The sequence below is a fragment of the Elstera cyanobacteriorum genome (assembly GCF_002251735.1).
Classification (GTDB): Bacteria; Pseudomonadota; Alphaproteobacteria; order Elsterales; family Elsteraceae; genus Elstera; species Elstera cyanobacteriorum.
In genome coordinates, this window is the sequence record NZ_NOXS01000035.1 from 86,022 (window position 1) to 110,386 (window position 24,365).

19 protein-coding genes and 1 riboswitch are annotated in these 24,365 nt (G+C 63.9%); of the genes, 12 read left to right on the forward strand and 7 right to left on the reverse strand.

Going from position 1 to position 24,365, the window contains the following annotated elements:
• The first annotated feature begins 10 nt into the window (after window positions 1-10).
• Both CHR90_RS16890 and CHR90_RS16895 read left to right on the forward strand, forming a co-directional pair.
• The gene (locus CHR90_RS16890) at window positions 11-1,675 is read left to right on the forward strand and encodes an ABC transporter permease (protein ID WP_094410302.1); all 1,665 of its coding nucleotides are present in this window, start codon (window positions 11-13) and stop codon (window positions 1,673-1,675) included.
• Entirely contained in the window at window positions 1,668-2,747 is a 1,080-nt protein-coding gene (locus CHR90_RS16895) for an ABC transporter ATP-binding protein (RefSeq protein ID WP_094410303.1), read from the forward strand. Before CHR90_RS16890 ends, CHR90_RS16895 begins: the two co-directional genes overlap by 8 nt.
• Window positions 2,748-2,832: 85 nt before the next feature.
• On the opposite strand, the gene CHR90_RS16900 is transcribed toward CHR90_RS16895, so the two are convergent.
• From CHR90_RS16900 to CHR90_RS16915, 4 genes are read right to left on the reverse strand one after another with little or no spacing between them, the layout of a single operon-like run.
• Entirely contained in the window at window positions 2,833-3,393 is a 561-nt protein-coding gene (locus tag CHR90_RS16900; RefSeq protein ID WP_094410304.1) for a histidine phosphatase family protein, read from the reverse strand.
• 12 nt (window positions 3,394-3,405) lie between these two features.
• Window positions 3,406-6,486 carry an ATP-binding protein gene (locus tag CHR90_RS16905; protein WP_094410305.1) on the reverse strand — a complete coding sequence of 1,027 codons (3,081 nt, stop codon included), beginning with the start codon at window positions 6,484-6,486 and terminating at the stop codon, window positions 3,406-3,408.
• Window positions 6,487-6,489: 3 nt separating this feature from the next.
• Window positions 6,490-7,569, reverse strand: a complete 1,080-nt coding sequence (locus CHR90_RS16910) for an alpha/beta fold hydrolase (protein ID WP_094410306.1) — start codon at window positions 7,567-7,569, stop codon at window positions 6,490-6,492.
• A 1-nt stretch (window position 7,570) separates the two neighbouring features.
• Window positions 7,571-8,776, reverse strand: coding sequence for an MFS transporter (locus CHR90_RS16915; RefSeq protein WP_094410307.1), 1,206 nt, complete (start codon window positions 8,774-8,776; stop codon window positions 7,571-7,573).
• Between the two features lie 212 nt (window positions 8,777-8,988).
• On the opposite strand from CHR90_RS16915, the gene CHR90_RS16920 reads away from it, so the two are divergent.
• Window positions 8,989-9,942, forward strand: coding sequence for an ABC transporter substrate-binding protein (locus CHR90_RS16920; RefSeq protein WP_094410308.1), 954 nt, complete (start codon window positions 8,989-8,991; stop codon window positions 9,940-9,942).
• 55 nt (window positions 9,943-9,997) lie between these two features.
• On the opposite strand, the gene CHR90_RS16925 is transcribed toward CHR90_RS16920, so the two are convergent.
• Entirely contained in the window at window positions 9,998-10,720 is a 723-nt protein-coding gene (locus CHR90_RS16925) for a hypothetical protein (protein WP_094410309.1), read from the reverse strand.
• A gap of 332 nt (window positions 10,721-11,052) precedes the next feature.
• Here CHR90_RS16925 and CHR90_RS16930 point away from each other — a divergent pair, with 332 nt between their 5' ends.
• The 3 genes from CHR90_RS16930 (at window position 11,053) to CHR90_RS19305 (ending at window position 15,018) form a co-directional block, all read left to right on the forward strand.
• Window positions 11,053-12,270 carry a response regulator gene (locus CHR90_RS16930; RefSeq protein WP_094410310.1) on the forward strand — a complete coding sequence of 406 codons (1,218 nt, stop codon included), beginning with the start codon at window positions 11,053-11,055 and terminating at the stop codon, window positions 12,268-12,270.
• A gap of 23 nt (window positions 12,271-12,293) precedes the next feature.
• Entirely contained in the window at window positions 12,294-13,859 is a 1,566-nt protein-coding gene (locus CHR90_RS16935; RefSeq protein ID WP_094410311.1) for a methyl-accepting chemotaxis protein, read from the forward strand.
• A gap of 256 nt (window positions 13,860-14,115) precedes the next feature.
• On the forward strand, window positions 14,116-15,018 hold the full coding sequence (locus tag CHR90_RS19305) for a DUF6414 family protein (RefSeq protein WP_141210979.1): 903 nt from the start codon (window positions 14,116-14,118) through the stop codon (window positions 15,016-15,018).
• A 24-nt stretch (window positions 15,019-15,042) separates the two neighbouring features.
• On the opposite strand, the gene cobO is transcribed toward CHR90_RS19305, so the two are convergent.
• On the reverse strand, window positions 15,043-15,657 hold the full coding sequence (gene cobO / locus CHR90_RS16940; RefSeq protein WP_094410312.1) for a cob(I)yrinic acid a,c-diamide adenosyltransferase: 615 nt from the start codon (window positions 15,655-15,657) through the stop codon (window positions 15,043-15,045).
• A 46-nt stretch (window positions 15,658-15,703) separates the two neighbouring features.
• A riboswitch (cobalamin riboswitch) is annotated at window positions 15,704-15,904 on the forward strand.
• 116 nt (window positions 15,905-16,020) lie between these two features.
• On the opposite strand from cobO, the gene cobW reads away from it, so the two are divergent.
• The 6 genes from cobW to cobJ are packed head-to-tail and all read left to right on the forward strand — an operon-like array spanning window position 16,021 to window position 23,632.
• The gene (gene cobW / locus CHR90_RS16945) at window positions 16,021-17,052 is read left to right on the forward strand and encodes a cobalamin biosynthesis protein CobW (RefSeq protein ID WP_094410313.1); all 1,032 of its coding nucleotides are present in this window, start codon (window positions 16,021-16,023) and stop codon (window positions 17,050-17,052) included.
• Window positions 17,053-17,055: 3 nt separating this feature from the next.
• A complete protein-coding gene (cobN, locus tag CHR90_RS16950; protein WP_094410314.1) occupies window positions 17,056-20,307 on the forward strand; it encodes a cobaltochelatase subunit CobN in 3,252 nt (1,083 codons plus the stop codon).
• Window positions 20,307-21,533, forward strand: a complete 1,227-nt coding sequence (gene cobG, locus CHR90_RS16955) for a precorrin-3B synthase (protein WP_094410315.1) — start codon at window positions 20,307-20,309, stop codon at window positions 21,531-21,533. Before cobN ends, cobG begins: the two co-directional genes overlap by 1 nt.
• Window positions 21,526-22,155, forward strand: coding sequence for a precorrin-8X methylmutase (locus CHR90_RS16960; RefSeq protein WP_094410316.1), 630 nt, complete (start codon window positions 21,526-21,528; stop codon window positions 22,153-22,155). The genes cobG and CHR90_RS16960 overlap by 8 nt, the downstream gene beginning before the upstream one ends.
• Window positions 22,152-22,877, forward strand: coding sequence for a precorrin-2 C(20)-methyltransferase (locus tag CHR90_RS16965; RefSeq protein ID WP_094410317.1), 726 nt, complete (start codon window positions 22,152-22,154; stop codon window positions 22,875-22,877). The genes CHR90_RS16960 and CHR90_RS16965 overlap by 4 nt, the downstream gene beginning before the upstream one ends.
• On the forward strand, window positions 22,874-23,632 hold the full coding sequence (gene cobJ, locus CHR90_RS16970) for a precorrin-3B C(17)-methyltransferase (protein ID WP_094410318.1): 759 nt from the start codon (window positions 22,874-22,876) through the stop codon (window positions 23,630-23,632). Before CHR90_RS16965 ends, cobJ begins: the two co-directional genes overlap by 4 nt.
• Here the strand turns inward: cobJ and CHR90_RS16975 are convergent.
• On the reverse strand, window positions 23,614-24,354 hold the full coding sequence (locus CHR90_RS16975; protein ID WP_094410690.1) for a cobalt-precorrin-6A reductase: 741 nt from the start codon (window positions 24,352-24,354) through the stop codon (window positions 23,614-23,616). The genes cobJ and CHR90_RS16975 overlap by 19 nt on opposite strands.
• Window positions 24,355-24,365: the final 11 nt, after the last annotated feature.

A 24,365-nucleotide genomic window follows, 5' to 3' on the forward strand; every position in this document is an offset into this window, starting at 1 on the left:
AGAACCCGCCATGCGTCTCTTTCGCTTGTCGACGCTGGGGCTGACCGCTTTGGTGGTTCTCGCCCCGGTGGCGCTGATCCTGTACCAAAGCTTTCTCAGCGATCCATTTTTCGCGCCCCGCGTCCATTTCACCTTATCTGCCTATGAATTCATCCTCGATGACGAGGATTTTTGGGAAGCCCTGCGCGTTTCCGCCCTGCTGGCTGGGTTGATGGCCGCTATCGCCGTGCCGCTCGGCGTTATCCTCGCCTTCCTTCTAACCCGCACCAATATCCCCGGCCGCAAATTTCTGGAGCCACTGGTGCTGGTGCCGATCTTCATGTCCTCGGTCGTGCTGGCCTTTGGCTATGTGGTGACGCTGGGGCCGGTCGGTTTCGTGTCGGTGATCGCCAAGCAGATTTTTGGCACCGTGCCGTGGAATATCTATTCGATCCCAGCCATCGGTATCGTCGCCGGGCTGACCCATGTGCCGCATGTCTATCTCTATGCCGCCGCCGCCCTGCGTAACCTTGGCTCCGATCTCGAAGAAGCCGCGCGGATTTCCGGCGCCAGCCCCTGGCAAGTCGCCCGGTCGGTCAGCCTGCCGATGATCATGCCGGTCGTGCTGTATGCCGCCGTGCTGATCTTCTTCCTGGGGTTCGAGCTGTTCGGCCTGCCGCTCGTTTTGGGTGATCCCCAGGGCGTGCTGGTTATGGCGACGTATCTTTATAAGCTGACCAACAAGCTAGGCGTGCCGTCCTATCAATTGATGGCCGTTGTCGTCGTAGCGATCATCATTATCGCCATTCCGCTGATCCTATTGCAGCGCTGGTTGCTACGCCATGCCGCCCGTTATGTCTCGGTGCGCGGGAAAGCCAGCCGCCATCAGCCGATCAACCTGGGACCGTGGCGCTGGGCCGCCCTTGGCGTCGTGCTCCTGTGGTTCACCGCCACGGTGGTCGTGCCGGTAGCCGGTATCCTGCTGCGCTCGCTGGTATCGAGCTGGGGCGAGGGCGTCAATCTGCTGACAGTCCTAACCCTCGATCATTTCCGCGAACTCTTCGAACATCCGAACGTCGCCCGCGCTATCATTAACACGCTGTTGCTGGCTGCCGTCGGCGGGGCCGCCGCCGTTGCCGCCTATGGGGCGGTGGCGATTGCCATGCACCGCTGGCCGTCGCCGCTGGCCCGGCTGGTCGATGCCGTCGCCATGATCCCGCGCGCTATGCCAGGGATCGTCGCCGGTCTTGCGATGCTGTGGATCTTCCTGTTCGTGAAGCCGCTCAGCCCGCTGCGCGATACGTTGGTGTCGGTCTGGCTGGCCTATTCCGTAGTGTGGTTCGCCTATGGGCTGCGCATTATCTCCGGGACGCTGATGCAGTTGGCGCCGGAATTGGAAGAAGCCGGGCGCACGGTCGGCGCCACCGCCGGGCGGGTTGCCCGCGACATAACCCTTCCGTTGGCCCGCCACGGGCTGTTCGCCGCTTGGCTGCTGATCTTCCTGATCTTCGCCCGTGAATATTCGACCGGCGTGTATCTGCTGGGGCCGGGAACCGAAGTCATCGGTTCGCTGATGGTCTCGCTCTGGGGTACCGGCGCCATCGACCTCGTGTCGGCGTTGGCCGTGGTCAATACCGTGATTATCGTCGCGGGCCTCGCGCTGGCCCTGCGTTTCGGAGTCAAACTCAATGACTGACATCATTATCGATCAACTCCGCCTGCGCTACGGCATGGTGGAAGTGCTGAAGGGCGTTTCCTTTACGGCGGACGCGGGCAATATCATTGCGTTGCTCGGGGCCTCCGGCTCTGGCAAGACCACCCTGCTGCGGGCGATTGCCGGTCTCGAATCCCCCTCGGCGGGCAAAATCGCCCTCTCGGGCTCGGTGCTCTACGACTCCGCCGCCGGAATCAACCTCGCGCCGGAAGCGCGCGGCCTTGGTCTCGTCTTCCAATCCTATGCGCTCTGGCCCCATAAGACCGTCACAGAAAATGTCGGCTATCCGCTGAAACTGCGCGGCGTTGGCCGGGCGGAAGCCGATCAGCGGGTTAGCGACGCCTTGGGCGGGGTCGGCCTCGGCAAGCTGGCCGACCGTTACCCGCATCAACTTTCCGGCGGACAGCAACAGCGCGTCGCCCTGGCCCGCGCGCTCGTCTATGCGCCGAAGGTTATTCTGCTCGACGAGCCTTTGTCCAACCTCGACGCCAAACTGCGCGAAGAAGCGCGCATCTGGCTGCGCCGGTTGATCAACGAACGCGGCCTGTCGGCGATCTGCGTTACCCATGATCAGACGGAAGCGATGGCACTGGCCGACCGCGTGCTGCTGCTAAATGGCGGCAAGGTCGATCAGGACGGCAGCCCGCGCGACATCTACCAGCGCCCGGCCAGCCTATTCGCGGCAGAATTCATGGGATCGAACAACCGGATCGCCGGACGGGTCGTCCAAGTTGAGGGGAACCGCGTGACGTTCGAAGCCGGGGGGCAACGCTTTACCGGCGCGGCGCAACAACCGTTAAACATCGGTCAGCCCGTCGTCGGCATTCTGCGCACGGAAGCTATCGACCTGCTGCCGGGCAGCGCCGATAGCGGCATTCCGGCGCAGATCGTCGACTCACTGTTCCTCGGCGAACGGTTGGAAATCGTCTGCCGCGTCGGCGAAACGCTGCTGCGCGCCTATAGCCACAATGAACCCGCCGCCAACCGACAGGTGCATCTGCGCTATCCTGAAGAGGCGCTATGGGTCTATTTGGCCCCCGAAACGGTGGCGTAACCCCGTTCGCGTGCTGCCGGCCCCCAGCGTCTCCCCCCTCGGGGTCGGCCTGCCGATGATAGTTTCCCTTAGTAGGGCGGGCAGGTCAGGCGACCTGCCCCGGTTCGGCCATCGGCAGAACGGCGCGCGGAAAGCGCACGACCTCGGCGTTCCCCACCGGGGTCGTGCGCGCCCCGCCGGTCAATGAGACGAAAATCCGCGCAACCCCCTTGCTGCCAACCAGAAGCGGCAGCCGGTGCGGGCGCACGAGAATATCGACCAACGCCCGTTCCAACCGGGTGCGGAACGCCGCCTCGCTCTCGCCGCCCGGCGGCGTCAGCTTGGCATCAAACCACGGCTGCGTTTCGGCGACGGGCTTGCCGTTCCACTCCCCCAGTCGCCGCTCGCGCAGCCCCTCGTGCGGGATGAGCGGATCGGTGAACCCCAGCGTTTCCGCCAAAATTTCCGCTGTCTGCCGGGTGCGCTGAAGCGGGCTGACGAAAATCGCGTCGGGCATTAGCCCTTCGGCCCGCATCTGGTCGCCCGCCGCGCGCGCTTGCGCTTCCCCCACCGCCGTCAGCGGAATATCCACATCGCCGCCACAGCGTAGGCCTTGGCGGTTATAGTCGGTTTCGCCGTGACGGATGAACAGGAAGGCATCAAGCATTGGCCCCTCGTTTCAGTAAGATGCAATGAATGTCTCGACGGCCGCCCACGCGGCTGCCAAGGCCGGTCGGTAGGCCGCCGCCTCGGCACTTTCATCCGCCTGGGCCGCCCGTTCGACGGCGAGACAGACATCGGCCAGCGCGCCCGCGCCGACCATGCCCGAGGCGCCTTTGAGCTTATGGGCAAGCTGGCGGATCGTCTCCGTCGCCGCGCCCTCGGCCAGCGCCCGCGCCAGATCGGCGTAAATCGGCGCGCTGGAATCGCGGTAGCGCGTTAATAAGCCCCGGATACCCGCCCGATCACCGTCCAGCAAGGCTTCGAAACTGCGCGTATCGATGACCGGCGCGGGCGGTAGCGCAACATTCGGCGTGTACTGCGGTAGCCATTGGGCGAGGCAGGCCCCCAGGCGGGCGGTATCGACCGGTTTCACAAGGCAATCGTCCATCCCGCTCTCGCGGCACAGGTCGGCAGCATCGGCCTGGGCATTGGCGGTAATGCCGAGGATGGGTAGGCGCGGGCGCGCCGGGTTGGCGGCTTCCCGCTCTCGGATCAAGCGCGTCAGCCGATAGCCGTCGATTAGCGGCATATCGCAGTCGGTCAGCAACAGGGCGAAAGTGCCGTGGGTCAGGCGGGCAAAAGCTTCCTCCCCATCCTGCACCGCTTCGGCAATGCAGTTGAGCCGCTGCAACTGGCGCAGAATAACCTCGCGGTTGATCGGGTGATCGTCGGCAACCAACACCGCGCCGCGCCCGCTGAGATCGGGCAGGCTGACGGGCGGGCGCGGAATGTCGAGCGTGCCGGTCGCCGCAGCAGCAGCCGGGGGCAGCGGCAACGTCACCCAAAACCGGCTACCGTGACCGGGGGTACTCTCCACCCCAATTGCCCCGCCCATTAGCGTTACCAGCAGCCGACAGATCGATAGGCCTAGGCCTGACCCACCGAACCGCCGCGCCGTTGACCGGTCGGCCTGGGTGAAGGGTTCGAACAAGCGGGCCACCTGATCCGGCGCAATCCCAATGCCGGTATCCGTCACCATCACCCGCACGCCCCCCTGCGCTAGCGCCTCCAGTCGCAGGGTGACGCTGCCGCTCGCCGTAAATTTCACCGCATTGCCCAGAAGATTGAACAAAATTTGCCTGAGCCGCACGGGATCGCCGATCACATTGGCGGGTAATGCTGGGTCGAGCGCCGTTGTTAGGGTCAGGCCTTTTTTCTGGGCCAGCGGTAGCAGGGTCGCCGTCACCCCCTCCGCAAGATCGGCCAACGATACGGGCACCTGTTCGAGATCGAGCCGCCCGGCTTCGATCTTCGAAAAATCGAGAATATCGTCGATGATCCGCAACAGCGAAAAGGCGCTTTCGCGGATCAGGCCGACCGCGTGCTCCTGCTCGCCCGACAGGGGAGTCTGGGTTAGAATATCGAGCATGCCAAGGACGCCGTTCATCGGCGTGCGGATTTCGTGGCTCATTGTGGCAAGGAAGGCCGATTTCGCCTGGGTCGCCGCTTCGGCCTGATCTTTGGCCAACTGAAGACTTTCCTGAGCGTCCTTAAGGTCCGAAATCTCAAACAGCCAGATAACCGTTACATCCTGGCCCTCGAACCGCGCTTCGGCCCACGAAGCCAAGGTCCAGCGCACCCCGGCGTGGGCCGATTGGATTGCGGTTTCCGACCCGCTGAGGCTGCCCCGCCGCGCGAACAGTGCCCGGTCCGCCGCATGGCGCCCCGGATCGGCGTAGAGGCTTTCAATGTGAACGCGGCCTAAGGCCTCCGCCGTTTGACCAACCAAGCGGCTAAAACTGGGATTGGTAAACAGAATCTGCCCGGCGCTATCGACCAAACATACGCTGACCGGGCTGGTTTCCAGCAAAAGACGGGACAGGGTCTGGCTTTCGCGCGCCGCCTGTTCCGCCTGCCGCCGCGCCTGCCCGATGGTGACGAGCGAGATGAAATTGGCGGCGGCTTTGAGGAAGTTAACCTCGTCTTCCGTCCAGGCGCGCGGTGCATCGGCCTGTTCGCAGCGCAGAATCCCTACGTCGCGTTGCTCGGCTTGCACCAGCACATGCATCAGCGCAACAATCCCAGCGGGCTGCAAATCGGCGGCCTGAAGCTCGGCAACACGAATATCGGCGGCGACATTCGGGACGATCAGCGCCAAATCGCGCGCCAGCGCCTGCCGGTAGATCGGGCAGGCGGCCAGCGGCACGGCGACCGGTCCGCCCGGCGGCAGAACCGCCGGATTGGGGATGATCACCGCCGTTTGTTCGAGACTTTCCCCGCCATCGACCTGGGGCCGCACCGCCCAAAGGCTGACCCGATCCACCTGCAAGGTTAGGGCGATGATACGCAGAATATCGGGCAGCGCCGCGTCGGCATCGGCCAGACGAACCGCGCGCAGGGTAGCAATTTCCTGCAAGGCAGTGGTCTGGCGCATCATACGGGCGCGATTGTCACGCAACTGCCGCTCCGTCTCCTGCCGCACCTGAATATCGGTAACGAGCTGTTCCTGAGTGCGGCTGAGGCTTTCGAGCGTGATTTGCAGCCGGTCGGAATTTCCCTGCGATTCTTTCAACAGTTCCCGGTTCCGGCGACTGGCAATCCGGTGAACCTCGGCCAGCGCCATCATCAAGATCGGCGTATCGAGGATCGCCGATCCACCGCCGGGCAGCGTCACCAGAAGCGGATCGTAGATTTGCTCCGCCCCGCGTTCCAGCGCCCGTTGCGCCGCATCCTCGATGGGATCGGCAGCGGCCAGGGTCAGCACCGCCGGATCAATATCCTCCCGCATCACCAAAATGGCACGGCTCAGATAGACATCGCGCCCCAGCGGCTTTGAGAGGTTTTCGAGAAAGCGGCGACGGGTGAGCAAGCCCAGGGTCTTGCGGTCGTCATGCACGATCACGCCCGGCAGGTCCGGCGTTTCGGCGAATAAGCGGCTGACCTCCAGCCCCGTCGTCCGGCGCGACACCCGGGCGGAATGCATCGGCAGATCGCCCAGGGTTAGCGCCAGATCGTCCTCGGTCCGCACCCAGGCTTCCAGCGACAGGCGCAGCCGATCGCGGATCGACAGCGGCGGCGCGATTTCGGCCTCCAGCATCGCCTAGGCTGCCGGTTTGGCGGCGGTGAAGAGATGCCGGGGGGTCGGGGGCGGCAGCAGACAGGTGAAACTGCCCGACGCCCCCGCCCCTAACAACCAGGTGCGCACAAAGTGGATCTGATAGGCATCGCTAAGGGCGGGGGTATGGCCGGTCTCCGGCACATGCATGGCGATCACCCCAGGCTTCTGCACCATCTCCTGCACTGTTTCGAGCAAGAGCGCGTCCGACACCAGCCCGTGAATGACGAGGATCGGCATATCGAGCGCCTGCCACTCGGCCCATTGATCGATACTGTCGGTCGCGCTGGCGGCATAGGCCTGAAGGGCGCGCGGGTCGTGCCGATAGACGCGGCCACCGTGCTCGTCGGACCATTGGGTTTGAAAATAGGTATTGTGCAGCAGTTCGGCTTCCGTCACCGGCCCTTCGTTCTTGGCGGAGGCCCCTAAGCGGCGAAACAGGTCGGACGGGCGCTTGAAGATATAATGATGCGCCACGGCCTGGGCGCGGCGGCGGCGGCGTTCGGCGGGCATGTAGGGGCCGATGTCGTTCAGCACCAGCCGCTCCACCCGCCCAGGGTGCTGCGCTGCGAACGCCATCGCCGTACTGCCACCGAGCGACGATCCGATGATGCTGGCGCTGGGGCGGTCGAGGTGATCGAGAAGCTGCACCAGGGTTTCGACGTTGGTATCGAGGGTATAATCGCCCTCCTTCGCCAACCAGCCGCTCATTCCGCGCCCCGGCCAATCAAAGCAGACGACGTTGAACCGGTCGGCTAAATCGAGCGCCAGATAATCCCAGCGTCGGGCCGTATTGGCGATACCGCCAAGGCAGATGACCAGGGGCGCATCTGGGTCGCCCCATTGGGTATAGGCAAGCTGAATGCGGGTTTCCTTGCGTTGATGCTCCGGCCAATGGCCTTGCAGACGCACGGGATGCCGGTAGGCGAAACTGCGCAGCTCGAACTGACCGTCGAAGGGGGCCAGCGTCCCCCGAACCAACAGCTCATATTCTTCCCAGGTCATGGCATCGCCCCAGGAGAAAACTTCGGCGCCAGGGATCAACGGGGTTTCAACAAGGGCCATCTTACGCCTCCGTCTCGACTGCGGGCTTGCGGCTGGCCGCGTAAACGGCGGCGAACCCCCCGGCGGCCAATAGAATGAAAATCGTTAAAGCCTGAAGCGTTCCGGCATACCCCGCCCAGGGCAGCAGCCCCCCCGCCAGCAGCGGCCCCAGGAACAGCCCCAAACGCTCCCCCACCCGGAACAGCCCCAGCAGCCGCGCCCGCCCGGCCTGCGCCATCTCGCGTTGGGTGGCGGCGAACAACAGCGTCACCTGCGGCGCCATGCCCAGCGCTTGGGCCAGCCCGAGCAGCGCCACGGCAGTCACCGCCGCGCCGATCCCGCCGCCGCCCAGCAGCAGCGCTGCCAGCGCGACGCCAGACCCGATCAGCCCGAGCAGCGTGAAGGTGAACGGCTGGCCGCGCCGGTCGATCATTCGGCCCAGGGGCGTCGCCAAGGCCGCCAAGGTCACCCCATAGACCATCAACACCCATCCCGCCTGCCCCGAGCCAACCCCTTGGTCGTGGAGATAAAGCGGCAAAAGGTAATAGAGGAAGGCGCTAATCAGCAGCCGCGACGGGATCGCCGCCAAGCCGACCAAGCCGATGAACCCGGGATTGCGCAGCAGCGGCGCCAAATTCCCCGGCGGACGGCGGGCCTCGCGGAATGACGGCATCCAGGCGACCGGCACCAGCGCCACGGCGGCAAGCCCGGCGCCGACGGCCAAGGTCGGCCCGGCGCCGATCGCGCTGGCCAATAGGCCGCCTGCAACGGTTCCCGTCACCGATCCGCCAAAAAAGAGGCTGAGATAAAAAGCCGACGCCTGAGTCCGGGCGGAGGCCGGATAGGCGCGCAGCAGGGTATCTTGCGCCAAGATCATCGCGACGCCATAGCCGAACCCGGCCACCATCCGGCATACAATCAGCAACTCCGCCCAAGGGACAACCGCCGACGCGGCTAGGGCGAGGGAAACCGCCGACAGCGCCGCGCGCATCAGCCCATCGTGCTCCCGCTCCGGCAGCCAGCGTGGTACGGTCAGTTGCGCCGCCGCTACGGCAAGCCAGAAGCAGGCAACGGACAGGCTCGCCGCCGCCGCCGGACCCAAGCCCGGCCAGAGCACCGCCAGGCCGCGCGCGTGAACCGGTAGGAAAGAGGTTCCCACAGCATCCGCCGCGACCAGAGCGAGAAACGCCAGAGAGATCGGCCATAGCCGCAGCGCGCCAGGGGGCATCCCGGACCTAGACCTTATCGCGTGTTTTAAAGGTCGGGACGATCAGTACCGCCCCGCAATATCAATGTTGGTTTTCAAGGATTCCACCTCACCGCGCAAGGGAGAAAATCAATAGTCATAAAATTGTAAATTGTGATTAACGATCCGCCCCCCTATATCCTCACAGTAGAAACACCCCATTCGCTGCCACAAGACTGCGACGAGGCTTAATCATGTTCGCAAAAATCGTTAAGTCCGCCTTGATTTCCGGTAGCATTATTGCCGCCCTATCAGCATCTTCGGCCCTGGCCCAAGAAAAAAATGTGCTGATGGTGCTGTGGAAAAGCTGGATGCCTGCCGACAAGGCCTTCGCCCAGAAATTGAAAGACGCTGGGGTTAAGGTCAATTATTCAGAAGTGAATGCCGATCAAGACCGCTCCAAGCTAGCAACGGCGATTCGCGAGGTCGAAGGCGATATTGCTGCCAAGAAATTCGATATGATCTATAGCTACGGCACAGTATCAACCCAGGTTACCAAGGCGACCGTAAAGAATAATACGCCGGTCGTCTTCAACATCGTCTTCGATCCGGTTGGGGCCAATCTGGTCGCCTCGAAGGAAGCGCCGGGCGCCAATATTACCGGCGTCACCAACGGCGTGCCGATCAAGATGCAGTTCGATGTCTTCACCAAACTGAAGCCGATTAAAGACCTGCTGGTGCTGTTCAACTCCCGCGAGCCCAATTCGAATATCATCGAACGGGAGGTGCGCGAGTGGGCGCAAGCGGCCGGGGTGAACGTGATTTCCCGCCGGGTGACGCCCGATACAACGTCGCTGAAGGATGTTCTGGAAGAGGTGAAGAGCGGCAAAATCGCCGTCGATTCGCTTTATGCCGGGGCCGATAACTATCTTGCCTCCGTCGCGAAGGAAGTTCAGGCCGCAGTCGGCGACAAGGTGCGCCTCTATGGCGGCACCCAAACCTATACGCTTGCGGGCTGGCTGGCGGCCTATGTGCCGTCGAACGACGCGATGGGTCAGGCCGCCGCCGAACAGGCGATCAAGGTTCTGAATGGGGCTGATCCGGCGACACTGCCGGTCGTGCTACCGAAGCCGCAGCTCTTCATCTCCGACGCTGCCGCCAAGAAGCACGGCATCACCCCGCCCGCCGAAGCGGCGCTGGAAAGCTAAACCGCCGAGTATCGGGATACGGAAGGGGCCGGGGATGATCCGGCCCCTTTTGTGTTTACCGGTGGATGTAGAACAGCAGCAAATCGCGGCGCATGCCCTCGATCTCAATCGGTTCGACCCCGTGGAAACTATCGTCGGTTTTCACGAATAGAAACAGGCTGTTGGGCAGAAACGGCGCCGTCCAGACCTTATCGAAATCCTCGAACGCATGGTGCGGCCCGCCCCAGCAGCGAAACCCCCGCGCTTTCGGTACATAGAGCGTCGTCCCGCAAGGGGCATAGCGCTCGTCCCGCGGCAGATAGAACAAGAGGGTGATCAGGTTTTTCGGGTCGGAGGTATGGATTTTCACCCCGTCCGAGCTTGTATCGCGCACGAGGATCATGTCGCGCTTGATGTCGGTCGGCCACGCGGCGCCTTCGGCCTTAAGCCGCGCGGCAATTTGGTCCTGGAAGTGATGCACCAAAGTCGCCGCAAAATCAGCGTCGAAAATCTTATCGAACAGGTCTTGCCAGAAGGTCGCGACCGCAGGGCTGACACGCGCCTTGTGCGGGGCATCAAGCAGAAACCCCGACCGCATGCCGTAATCCGCCGCCGACGCCTTGCCGGTCGCCCCCAGCGGGGTATAGGCCTCGGCGGGCGGTAGATGGTCCTGCAACCGTGTATAAAACGGATCAGAAAAGACGGCGCGACAATAGGAATGCCGGTGCGGCCAAACGCGGCCCGGCGTATTGAGAATAGTGTAAAGAAGCGTTTGTTTTTCTAATTCATACGCCTGCATCAATGCCCCTCACGCTTTTAACGGTTAGCGCTCTCGATTAGGCAGGCCTTCCAATTGTTAAGATTTATACGAGATATTTATCAGTATAAATCAAAAATAATCAGGATAACCCACAATTATCGATGCTATTGGCGATTTCATCACAAACAAATGACGGTTTTCCGACTCTAACTCGGCACTTTAGGCCGTCATATTATTGTAAATTGTCTTAAAAACCCTCTCTTGCTAGAAGGGGGCGCGACGATACGGGTCAACCGATCCGGTTTTGACCACCCTGCCACTGCACGCCTTTGTTCCCAGGGGCAGAAGCGCCCCTGATTGACAGGAAGAAGATGATGTCGGCCCTCGCCTCCCCCCTCGCGCCCGTCGCCGAAGCGCCGCCGGTTCCCCGGCTGGAACGGTTGCTGATCGTCGAGGACGATGGGTTTAGCCAGCAGTTGATCGACCTCTACCTGCGCCGGGCGGGGTTCAGCGAGCTGACCGCCGCTCACGATGGGCGCGCCGCGCTCGATCTGGCGAAGACCGAGCGTTTTGATCTCGTGCTGCTCGATCTCAACCTGCCGCGCGTCAGCGGGGTCGATGTGCTGCGGCGCTTAAAGCGCGACGGGCTGCTGACCGATACGCCGGTGATCGTTATTTCGTCCATGACCAATATGGACGAAATCGTGCAATGCCTCGACCTTGGGGCCGATGGCTACCTGCCAAAGCCTTTCAACGTCCGCTTGCTGGACGAAAGGGTTAGTGCCTGCCTAGAACTGCGCCGTTTAAAGCGCGAGGCGCTGGCCCAGATCGACCGGCGCCAGCAGGACCAGCAGGCGATCAAGGCTCTGCACACTCTGCTGCAAGCCGCACCGGAGGGGGGCGACCCCGCCCGCCTTGGCGTTGACAGCGCCTGCCTATCGCTGCCAGCCCCCCAGGGCGGCGGCGATCTTTCGTTGATCACGCGCACAAGCTCGGGCCTGCTATGGGCCGCCCTCGGCTCCGTCGCCGCAACGGGGGCGACGGCCCCCCTCGCCGCCGCGTATGGGCTGCTGCACTTGCGCAGCCTGCTGGATCAAGAAACCGCCCCCGAAGCGGTCTTGACGCGGCTAAACCGCCAGTTGAGCCAATCCGCCAATGGCTGGACCTGCCCCCCCATCGCGTTAACGCTGCTGGCGCTCACGCCGGAAACCGGGGCCTTCACCCTCGCCAGCGCGGGCGGGCTTGATCCGCTGCTGATCGATCTGCACCGGGGTCTGATGCCGTTGCCCGTCGATCGGGGGCGCCCGCTCGCCCGCCGAGCCGATGCGATCTATAGCGCTTTCCCTGGGGTCTTATCGCCCGACACCGCGCTGGTCCTCACCTCGGCTGGGGTGGCCGACGCGCAAGACGCGGGCGGCATGAGCTTTGGTGACCAGCGGCTGAAACGCTGCCTAAGCGATGCCGAAACCAGTGACCCCCGGGCTTTGGCCGCAGCGGCCCGCACCGCCCTAACCCATTTCACCGGCCCGACCCCGCTTCCCGACGATGCCTCGCTGCTTGTGCTGCGGCGGCTATCGCCCTCGGTCTGATTCTGCGCCCTGGAGGTTTTCCCATGCTGACCCTTTTCCGCAGCAGCCTGACGATCCGGGTTCTGGCCCCCATTGCGCTGCTCTTGACCGTCATCGCCGTTCTGGCCAGCGCCGCCCTATCGTTCGTCACCCTGCGCTCGGCGCGGTCGGCTTTGCAGGAACGCGCGCAGATGGTCAGCGTTGTACTGTCCGGCGGCGCCGGGGAAGCGCTGTGGAATATCGATGCCGATGCGGCGGGTAAGGTGCTGGCGTCGCTGACCCAAGACCCGGATTATGTCGGCAGCGTGATTTTCGACGCTAACGGCAAGCGCTTTGCCGAACATGGCGCGCTTGGCCCGGTCGATCCGAAGCTGGTCGTTGAGTCCAGCCCGGTAACGCGGACGGAGGGGAAGAAAACTAGCATCATCGGTCAGGTCGAAGTCCGCCTCAGCACCGCCCGGATGGAGGCAGAGGCCCAGAAAACCGTCTGGACCACCGCCTTGATCGGGCTGGCAACACTGCTGCTGGTCTCCGCCGTATTGTGGATGATCGTGCGCGGCGTCACCAAGCCGATCACGCGTATGACGCGGGTGATGGGCGAGCTTGCTGCTGGGAAGTTAGAGGTTTCGGTGCCCGCCCGCGACCGCCAGGACGAGGTCGGCGATATGGCTGCCGCTGTTCAAACCTTCAAGGAAAACGCCCTCGATAAGCTGCGGCTAGAGCAAGAACAGGTCCACCTGCGCGACGAAGCCGAACGCCTGCGCCTCGCGGCCCTAAAGTCGGTCGCCGCCGATTTTGATGCCGACGTCGGTCAGGTCTTGAACGCCGTCAGCGGAACGGCAGACGTGATGACCGAATCGGTCGGCGCAGTCGCCGTTAGCGCCAATGACAATGTCACGATCAGCCACGAAGCCTCCCGCGCGGCCGATCAGGTCACGGCGAATGTGCAGACCGTTGCCGCCGCTGTCGAAGAGCTTGCTGCCTCGATCCGCGAGATCGCCGGGCAAGCCGCCAGTTCCAACCGCGTTTCGGGCGACGCCAATCGCCGCATCGAAGAGACGGTGGCGATGATGACCAAGCTGGTGCAGGACGCAACGCGCATCGGCGATGTGCTGACCCTGATTTCCAACATCGCCGGACAGACCAATCTATTGGCGCTGAATGCCACGATTGAAGCCGCGCGCGCCGGGGAAGCCGGGCGCGGTTTTGCCGTCGTCGCCAACGAGGTCAAAAACCTTGCCGGGCAAACGGCCAAAGCGACCGAAGAAATCTCTGCCCTCATCAACACGATCCAGAATTCAACCGGCACCGCCGCCGCCGAGATCGACGATATCGCCAAGACTATTCTAAGCCTCAACGAGATTAGCACCTCCATCGCCGCCGCCGTCGAAGAGCAAAGCTCCGCCACCAACGACATCAGCCGGGCGGTTCAGGAAGCGGCGCGCGGCACCGAACGGCTGCGCGAGAATGTCCAGGGGGTCGCCCAATCGGCCCAGCGCAACGGCGATGCCGCGACCAATCTCAATAGCGGTATCCGCAGTCTTGAAGAAAATTTCGCCGGGCTGCACCAGCAGGTAAACCGCTTCGTGGCGCGGTTGGTGGGCGCTTAAAACTCAATCCGCGCCTGGGTTTCGACACCAGCGGCACATGGGATACATTTTTACTACCCTGTTGATAACATTGCCAGAACGCGTATTGCATGCGGCGCCATCTATCCGACACATCTTAAGAAGGAAGATGCGTCTAAATTGCAAAAATATTAGATTAATATTTATAGTTGAAACACACAAAAATTGATGTTAGTGAATATTATCTCCACAATTAATGGTAGACATCTTAAACATACACTAAAGAGAGGGGGCGAAGATGAGTTTTTACATGGAACCAGTTTATCTTAATGAGAAAATGGTTTTAAACTGTGCTGCATACGTCTTTAAGGGTGTCTCTCTAGAGAAAACTACTGAAGAGACTACTTCATCAAAAGGAAAGGGAAGCATTTCATTGGGATTTAAATTCCTCCAAGATTTTATTTCCCCAGTATCATCTTCATTAGAAGCAGAACGAAATAAGTCTGTTCTGGAGAAAACAGCCAGACGATATACACTCGGTGGATTACACATGGCACTAATAGATGCTTTAGAGGAAGAAAAGCACATACACAAATCCACTGTTTTAAGCAGTGATTTCCCGAGAGATCATTTTGTTCAGCTTGACGCCATCTTAAAGCCAATAGATTTTTTTAATATAATAGAAATAACAAAAGTTTCCGCACCAATAATAGCTCAGATAATTAAAAATTTTGGAACAAAATTGAATAAGAATTTTTTTGACCCGAATATGATGAAAGAACTACCCAAATACGAAGAAATTATTCTAAAAATACTATCTGAGATTGAAGAAGATTACTTAAGGTCCGGCCTCTTAGAAATGATAATGGTATCCCCTATAGATGGAAGACAAATAGGCGTTGTAGATATTGATGTAAGTGATGCCGATGCACGCTCTATAAAAGCAAAATTAACAGACGGACACTTTAAGATAATAGGTCGCGTCTACAGACATATCCCAGAGGGGGATAAATTAAGTATAGTTCAAAGAACAATAATATCAACAATTCAAATTACACTGGAAAAATTACTCGGAGAAAGTTCAAGCGGCATAAAATATCGTGAAAGTATGGCGAAAATGAAAGAAGTAGCAGAAAAAGGATGCCAGTTTTACATCGATGGCCCAGCCTTCAGAGTTATCGCCATGTCAGTTTGCATATAAAATAACAAAAAACTTGACTTTTCCCTAAAACTCAATCCCCGCCTGGGCCTTCACCCCGGCTTTGAAAGGATGCTTCACCAGCGTCATTTCCGTCACAAGATCAGCCACGTCGATCAACTCCGGTTTGGCATTGCGCCCGGTCAGCACCACGGTGAGGTCCGGGCGTTTTGCGGCCAGCGCGGCCAGCACGGCGGCGAGATCAAGGTAATCGTAGCGCAGGGCGATATTGATTTCGTCCAGCACGATCAACCGATAGGCGGGATCAGCCATCAGCGCTTGCGCTTCCGCCCAGGCCGCCGCCGCCGCCGCCATATCGCGCGCCTTATCCTGGGTTTCCCAAGTAAACCCCTCCCCCATCGCGCGCCACGTCACGTGATCGGGGAAGGCCACCGCCAGCGCCCGCTGTTCGCCCGTATCCCAGGCGCCCTTGATGAACTGAACGACGCCGATCTTCCAACCGTGGCCAAGGGCACGCAGGATCAACCCGAACGCCGCCGTGGATTTGCCTTTCCCGGCGCCGGTATGGACCATAATAAGGCCCTTTTCGATGGTCTTCGACGCCACCTCGGCGTCTTGCACCGCTTTGCGCTTTTGCATTTTCAGCGTGTGACGCTCGGCGTCCGCCGTATCGAGGCTCATGGCAAGGCTCCCCCCGCAAAGATTTGACAAGCTCCGGGGCCGGTGTCACTCCTAGGCCCAAGACGGTGCGGCGCGAGCCGCACAATAGGGAATCCGGGTGCGGGCCGAAAGGCCCAAGGCCCGAGCTGCCCCCGCAACTGTAAGCGGCGAGCGGTCTTCCACACAGCCACTGGGGTCGCCCCCCGGGAAGGCGGAAGCACCGCAGCGACCCGCAAGCCAGGAGACCTGCCGTCGAAGCAACCGTTTGCCGCGGGCGGGGTGTCCCGATGGCAAGCCCGGAGGATCTGTCCACCGGGAGCGTCCGGGCATCGTCCGGCGTGCGGTTTTGTCGGGCACCCGCTTTTTGGTTTGCGACCCGATCCTATGACCTCTCTTCGTAAAACGCCTGTTACCATCGTCACCGGCTTCCTGGGCGCCGGCAAAACCACGCTGATCCGGCACTTGCTGGAGAACGCGGGCAATCGCCGCCTTGCGCTGATCATCAACGAGTTCGGCGATCTTGGCATCGATGCCGAAATTCTGAAGGGCTGCGGCATTGAAAGCTGCCCCGAGGACAATATCGTCGAACTTGCCAACGGCTGCCTATGCTGCACGGTCGCCGATGATTTCGCCCCGGCCATCGAAGCGCTGCTGGCCCGCCCGGACGCGCCGGAGCATATCGTCATCGAAACCTCCGGCCTCGCTTTGCCGAAACCGCTGGTAAAAGCCTTCGATTGGCCAGAGCTGCGTGCCCGCCTGACCGTTGACGGCGTGGTCGCGGTCATCGACGGCGCCGCTGTGGCGGAGGGGCGCTTTGCCGACGATCCCGACAAACTAGCCGCCCAGCGCGCCGCCGACCCGTCCCTAGATCACGATAACCCGCTGGAAGAGGTCTACGAAGACCAGCTTCTCTGCGCCGATCTGATTCTGCTGAACAAGACTGACCTGATGGACCCGGCAGCGCAGGAAACCGTTGCCGCCGACATCGCCGCCACGGTGCCGCGTGCCGTAAAAATCCTGCTCACCAGTGGCGGTAAGATCGATCCGGCGGTTCTGCTGGGGCTGCACGCAGCGGCAGAAGACGATCTCGCCGCCCGCCCGTCGCACCATGACGCCGAAGACGGCCATGATCACGACGATTGGGACAGTTTTGTCCTTGATCTTCCGGCCATCGACGCCCCCGGCCCCTTCGTCGCCAAACTCGCGGCCTTGGCGGACCAGTTCGACATTATCCGCCTCAAGGGCTTTGCCGAGGTAACGGGTAAACCGATGCGCCTGCTGGTCCAAGGCGTCGGCACCCGGCTTCAGCAGGGGTTCGACCGGCCCTGGAAAGCCGGGGAGGCGCGCGGCACCCGGCTTGTCGTCATCGGTCAGAAGGGGCTGGATCGGGCCGCGATCGAAGCCGCCCTGCGCTAAACCATGCACCTGCTCGCCACTGTCTCCCGCAGCCTCGACGATCTATCGGCGGCGGTGGACCTTGACCAGACCCCGGCGGATTGGCTGTTTCTGTCCTTCTCCGACAGCGACCTAACGGCCCTCGCCGCCGCCTATGCGGACGGTCCGGCGCGGGTGGCGGGCAGGCTGGCGCCGCTGGCCCAGCTTCGGCATCCCTATTCGGTCGATCTCTATCTCGAAAAAACCGCCCGCCACGCCAAGGTGATCCTCGTCCGCCTGCTCGGGGGCCTCGACTATTGGCGGTATGGGGCGGAAGAACTGGCCCAAATGGCGCGACGGCAGGGGATTGCACTGGCGATCCTACCCGGCGATGCCATCGCCGACCCGCGCTTGACCGCGCTCTCGACCGTCCCGCCCACAGTGACGGCGCGCCTGTGGGACTATTTCCAGACCGGCGGGCCTGTGAACATGGAACAGGTACTGGACTGGATCGACGCCGGGTGCCGGGGCGAAACCCTGCCCCTGCTACCGCCCGCCCCCCTGCCCGATTTCGGGCGCTTCGATCCGGCCTGCCACCCCGCCCCGCCGGGCGCGGCGCGGGCCGCCTTAGTCTTCTACCGCTCGCACGCGACGGCGGGCGATACTCAGCCGATCCTGGCCTTGGCGGCAGCGCTGGCCCACCGGGGCTTTGGCGTCGAAACCCTTTTCGTCAGCAGTTTGAAGGCGCCGGAGGCTGCGGCCGCCCTACGCCACCACCTCACCGAGAGCGCCCCCGCAATCATCCTCAACGCCACCAATTTTTCGGCCCGGCAGGGGGCGGACGGCAGCCCGCTGGATGCGGCAGGGGTGCCGGTGCTGCAAGTCATCCTAGCGAACGGCAGCCGCGACGCTTGGGCGGCGGGCGGCCAGGGCGTTAGCGCGACCGATCTTGCCATGAGTATCGTGCTGCCCGAACTGGATGGGCGCATCGGCACCACCGCCCTCGCGTTCAAAAACCTGACCGAACGGGTGGCGGGGCTGGAATTCGCCCCGGCGCGCTTGATCGCCGAGCCCGAGCAAACCGCCCATATCGCCGATCTTGCCGCCGCCTGGGTTCGCCTCGCCCGCGCGCCGCGCGCCGACCGGCGGATCGGTATTATCCTGTCCGATTATCCCGGCAAACTGGGGCGGGAAGCCTATGCCGTCGGCCTCGATACGCCGGAAAGCCTGCGCCAGATCGTTCGTTTGTTGGGCGACAGCAGCTATACAATCGGCCCGTTGCCGGGGGCGCTAATGGCCGCGCTCACCGCCCCGGCGCCCGACGAAAACCTCTCCGCTGCCGCCTATCGCGCCGCCTTCGCTTCCCTGCCCGCCGGGTTCCGGGCGCAGGTAGAAGCTGCTTGGGGATCGCCGCCGCCAGACGGTTTCCGCTTCCGCCACCTGACTGCCGGGCACCTCACTATCGCGCTGCAACCCGACCGGGGTCGCGCCGAAACGCGGCAGCAGTGCTATCACGACGGCACGGAACCCCCAAGCCATGCCTATATCGCCTTCTACCTGTGGCTGCGCGGACGGGTAGACGCGCTGGTTCACCTCGGCACCCACGGCACCTTGGAATGGCTACCGGGCAAAGCGGCGGCCTTGGCGCCGGACTGCGCGCCGCGCGCCGTACTGGGCGCCGTGCCGGTGATCTACCCCTTCATCGTCAATAACCCCGGCGAGGCGGCGCAAGCAAAACGCCGGACCAGCGCCGTCACCCTCGGTCATCTCACCCCGCCCTTAGTCGCAGCGGGAAGCCCTGGCGGCATCGAAGCCTTAATGGATGAATATGCCGCCGCCGTCAGCCTTGATCCCAAGCGGGCGGGCCTGCTCGCTCAAGCGATCCTAGACGATGCACGCGCAACCGGCCTTGCCGCCGACTGCGGCGTGACGGACGATCTATCGGCTGAAGAGGCATTAACCCGGCTCGATAACTTCCTCTGTGACGTCAAAGAGATGCGCATCGCGGACGGGCTGCATATCTTCGGCGCAGCCCCCGATCCCGCCCTATGGCCGGAGGTGCCGGAAGCGGCCCGCCCCGCCCTGCTGGCCTCCGGCGCGGCGGAGAAAGCCGCGCTGCTCGCCGCCCTCGATGGGCGCTTCGTCCCGCCCGGCCCCGCAGGCGCCCCGGCGCGCGGGCGGGTGGATGTCTTCCCGACCGGGCGCAATCTAACAGCGCTCGACCCGCGCCAAGTGCCGACCCGCACGGCCTGGACCCTGGGGCAGCGGGCGGCGGACGCGCTGATCGCCCGCTATTTGCAAGACCATGGCGATTGGCCGAAAAGTATCCTGCTCGACCTGTGGGGATCGGCCACCCTGCGCACGGGCGGCGAAGATTTCGCCCAAGCCATCGCCTTGCTCGGCGCCCAACCGGAGTGGGAGGAAGCGTCGGGCCGCCTGATCGGCGTTACCATCCTGCCGCCTGCCGTGCTGGACCGCCCGCGCATCGACGTAACCTTGCGCATCTCCGGCCTGTTCCGCGACGTTTTTCCCCAACAGATCGCCATCTTCGCCGATCTCGTGGCGCAAATCGCTGCCCGCGACGAAGCGCCAGCGCTCAACCCACTCGCCGCCGCCGAAGGACCGCAAGACCGTATCTTCGGCGCCGCCCCTGGGGCTTACGGCACCGGCGTGTTGCGGCACTGGCAGGCGGAAGATGCGGAAGCCGACGCGCTGGGGGAAACCTATCTGGCGGCAACCAGCCACGCCTATGGCATCACAGCACCGCGCCCAAGCGCGGCTTTCGCCGACCGGGTGCGCGCCGCCGATGCCTATATCCATACCCAAGACCTACCGGGACAAGATTTGCTCGACTCGGACGCTTTTGCCGATCACGAGGGCGGGTTTGCGGCGGCCAATGCCGCCCTCGGTGGACGGGCGGTGCTCTATCACCTCGATACCACTACCCCGGACCGGCCCGTCCCCCGGTCCTTGCGGGAGGAGGTGGCGCGCGTGCTGCGCGGGCGGCTGACCAATCCCCGTTGGCTCGCTGGGCAACGGCGGCACGGGCATCGCGGCGCGGCAGAAATCGCGGAAAGCATCGACAATCTTATCGCCTTCGCCCGGCTGACCGATGCGGTGCGCAGCGACCAGATCGACCGCGCCTATGACGCGACGCTGGGGGATGCCGAGCTTGCGAGGTTCTTAGAAACCGAAAACCCAGGCGCCGCCGAAGCCCTGCGCCGCGCCTTCGCCCGCGCCCAGCGGCTCGGCCTCTGGCACCCGCGCCGCAACGCCACTCTGGGGGACCGCCTGTAATGCGGCGCGGCTGGTGTCCTGGCGCATTGCGCCCGATGCAAAGCGGCGACGGCTATATTCTGCGCCTGCGCCCGCGTGGCCCCGCCCTGCCGGGGGCGCTGCTGGCCTGCTTGGCCGATTTGGCCGACCGCTACGGCAGCGGGTGTCTCGATCTGACCAGTCGCGCCAATCTGCAACTGCGCGGCGTGGCGGCGACGGCACTCGCCCCGCTGCAAGCCGCCCTCGGCGCGCTGGGGCTGCTCGACCCGTCCGAAGCGCGGGAAGCGCGGCGCAATATCCTTCTCTCGCCACTGGCGGGCCTCGACCCGACCGCCGTATTGGACCTGCGCGCCCTGCACGCCGCGCTGGATTTCTGGCTGGCCGAAACGGCGGAACTCTCGGCTTTGCCCGGAAAATTCGGCTTCGGGCTAGACGAGGGCGGGCTGCTGCGCCTTTCCCCCGACGCCTCCGACCTGCACGGGCAGGCGATCCGCCACCGCGACGGCACGCGCATCGCGGTTTTTGCGGGCGGGGTTTGGCTGACGACCCTCGACCAAAGGGATTTTCTACCCGCCCTGGCCGCCCTAACGACCGCCTTTCTGCGCCATGCCGCTCCGGGGAAACGGATGCGGGCGCTGGTGGCGCGGATCGGCGCCTCCGGTCTGCTTGCGGCGGCGGGGGTGACCGCCGATGGTATCGCCCCAGCGATACCTGGCAGCCCGTCCCTGCCACGTCTTGGCGCTTGGCCGTTGCAGGCCTTACCCTTCCTGCTCGTCGGCGTGCCGTTCGGGCGGATGTCCAGCGCGCAGGCCCGGCTCTTGGCAGACCTTGCGCCCGAGATTCGCCTCACCCCCTGGCGCTGCCTAGCACTGCCCCATGCCCTTACCGCCGCCGACCGGCTGGCCGATGCGGGCTTTCTGCTGACGCCCGACGCGCCGCTTTATGCCGTCGCCGCCTGCCCAGGGGCGCCGGCCTGCGCCAGCGGCACGACGCCGACCCAGGCCGACGCAACGGCACTCGCCGATCTACTGCCGCCCAATCCCGTTGCGGAAACCCTGCTGCATGTTTCCGGCTGCGCCAAAGGCTGTGCCCATCCGCGCCGCGCCCCCGTTACACTCGTTGCCCGGGATGGCGCCTATGATGTGGTGTTGAACGGCACCGCCGCCGATCCGCCCGCCGCCACCGGCCTTGATCTACCGCGCCTCCGCGCCTTCCTCTCCCATCGGTTTTCGATCCCCCATGCCTGACCCGACCGCCTATATCCGCGATGGCGCCGAGATTTACCGGCAATCCTTCGCCACTATCCGCCGCGAAGCCGATCTCTCGGCCTTCTCTGCCGACGAAGAAGGCGTCGCCGTGCGCATTATCCACGCCTGCGGCATGGTGGAGATTACCGAGGCGCTCGCCTTCACCACCGGTGCGGTCGCGGCGGGGCGGGCGGCGTTGGCGGCAGGCAAGCCGATCCTCTGCGATGCCAAGATGGTCGCCTATGGCGTCACCCGCGCCCGGCTTCCGGCGCAAAACCAGGTGCTCTGTTTGCTCGACGATCCGCAGGTGCCCGGTCTCGCCGCGCAAGCGGGGACGACGCGCAGCGCCGCCGCCGTCGATCTGTGGCTGCCGCATCTCGACGGGGCCGTGGTCGCCATCGGCAATGCGCCGACCGCGCTGTTTCATCTGTTGGATCGGATTGCGGCAGGCGCGCCCCGCCCCGCCGTCATCCTCGGCATGCCGGTCGGCTTTATCGGCGCGGCAGAATCGAAAGAAGCGCTGCTGGCAAGCGGTCTGCCCGCCCTTGTGGTGCGCGGGCGGCGCGGCGGCAGCGCGATGGCGGCGGCGGCCGTGAATGCTTTGGCGAGTACGGCGGAATGAGCGGCACCCTCTATGGCGTCGGCCTCGGCCCCGGCGATCCCGAGCTTTTGACCGTCAAAGCCGTGCGCGTGCTGCAAGCGGTGCCGGTCGTCAGCTTCTTTGCTAAGGCGGGGCGGCGCGGCAATGCACGGGCGATCCTCGACGGTTGGTTGACGCCGGTCCAGACGGAAGAGCCGCTGTACTATCCCGTCACCACCGAAATCCCCGTCGGAGAGGATGCCTATACCGAGGCCCTGCGCGGGTTCTATGCCGAGGCTGCGGAGCGGCTGGCCGCCCATCTAAGCGCCGGGCGCGATGTGGCCCTGGCGTCCGAGGGCGACCCGCTTTTCTACGGCTCCTTCATGCACCTCTACGTGCGCCTCAGAGATCGTTTTCCGACGCAGATCATCCCTGGCGTCCCCAGCATGGCGGGCTGCTGGGCCGCCGCCGGGCTGCCGATGACCTGGGGCGACGATACGCTGACCATTCTCGCGGGTACCCAGCCACAGAGCGATCTCACGGCAAAATTGCAGACCAGCGAGGCGGCGGTCATCATGAAGGTCGGGCGCAACCTGCCGAAAATCCGGGCGGCACTGGCCGACGCCGGGCGGTTGGCGGCGGCGGTCTATGTCGCGCGCGGGACGATGGCGGGGCAGGAAGTGTGCCCGCTGACCGCCAAGACGGACGATACCGCCCCCTATTTCTCACTAGTGCTGGTTCCCGGCAACGGGCGGCGACCATGAGCGGCTGGCTGCGCATCCTCGGCCTTGGCCCCGGCAATCCCGCCTGGATTACGCCGGAAACCACAGCCTTGCTTGCCGAGGCGACGGATGTGATCGGCTACGCCCCCTATCTTGCGCGCCTGCGCCTGAGGCTCGGTCAAATCGCCCACGGCAGCGATAATCGGGTGGAGATAGACCGGGCGCGGCTGGCGTTGGCGATGGCTGCCGCCGGGCAGCGGGTCGCGGTGGTGTCGGGCGGCGATCCGGGGATTTTTGCGATGGCCGCCGCCGTTTTCGAAGCGCTGGAGGCCGGGCCTCTGGCGTGGCGGGCTATCGACATCGCCGTCCATCCCGGCGTATCTGCCATGCAGGCCGCCGCCGCCCGCTTGGGGGCACCCTTGGGGCATGATTTCTGCGTGATCTCGCTCTCCGACAACCTCAAACCCTGGACCATCCTCGAAAAACGGCTCGACGCTGTTGCCGCCGGGGATTTTGTCCTAGCGCTCTATAACCCCGCCTCCAAGGCCCGGCCGGACCGGCTGCACCAGGCTTTCGCGCGGCTGCGAACTCTCAAAGCCCGGGAGACGCCCGTTGCCTTCGCCCGGGCCATCGGGCGCGCCGATGAAAGCCTGTTCATCACCACCCTCGCCGAGGCCGACGCGGCGCGCGCCGATATGGCAACCTTGGTGCTGATCGGCTCCAGCGAAACCCGCTGGATCGCAACGCCGGGTGGCGGCTGGCTCTATACTCCGCGCACCTATGGGGCCGGACGATGAAGCCAGTCCAGCACCGCCGCAAGATCGTGGAACTGCCGCAGCGATGGATCGGGTGGTGCCGCCACCATGATCACCGTCAGCCCCAAGGACCGTGCGGCGGCGATTTTGCCGTAAGTCGCGGCCCCGCCGCTATTCTTGCTGACCAGAACCTCGATCCGCTCCCGCTGCATCAGGTCGCGGTCTGCCGCCTCGGTGAAAGGGCCGCGCGCGGGCAGCAACCGCAGATGCGGCAGGGCGGGCAGCGGGTCGGGCGGATCGATGATCCGCAGCAGATAGGCGTGCTGCGGGGCGGCTTCGAAGGCGGCGACCTGCAAGCGCCCGATGGTCAGAAACACCCGGCGGGGCGGCGTCCCCAGGGCACGGGCGGCGTCCGGCATGGTCGCGACGCGCTGCCAAATATCCCCCGGTTGCGCCGACCACGGCGGGCGGGTGAAGCGGGCGAGCGGTATCCCCGCGCCCTCGCACGCCGCGACGGCATTGCGGGTCATCTGCTCGGCGAACGGATGGGTGGCGTCGATCACCCGGTCGATGGCCTCGGCCCGCAGATAAGCGCGCAAGCCATCGACCCCGCCGAAGCCGCCCAGGCGATAGGCGGTCGGCGGCAGGTCGGGCGCGCGGGTGCGCCCGGCCAGCGACAGGATCGGCGTCACGTGCGGCACCGAGGCGAGGGCAACCAGCAGGGCCATCGCCTCCGTCGTGCCACCCAGCAGCAGAATACGCATGCGAAGGGCCT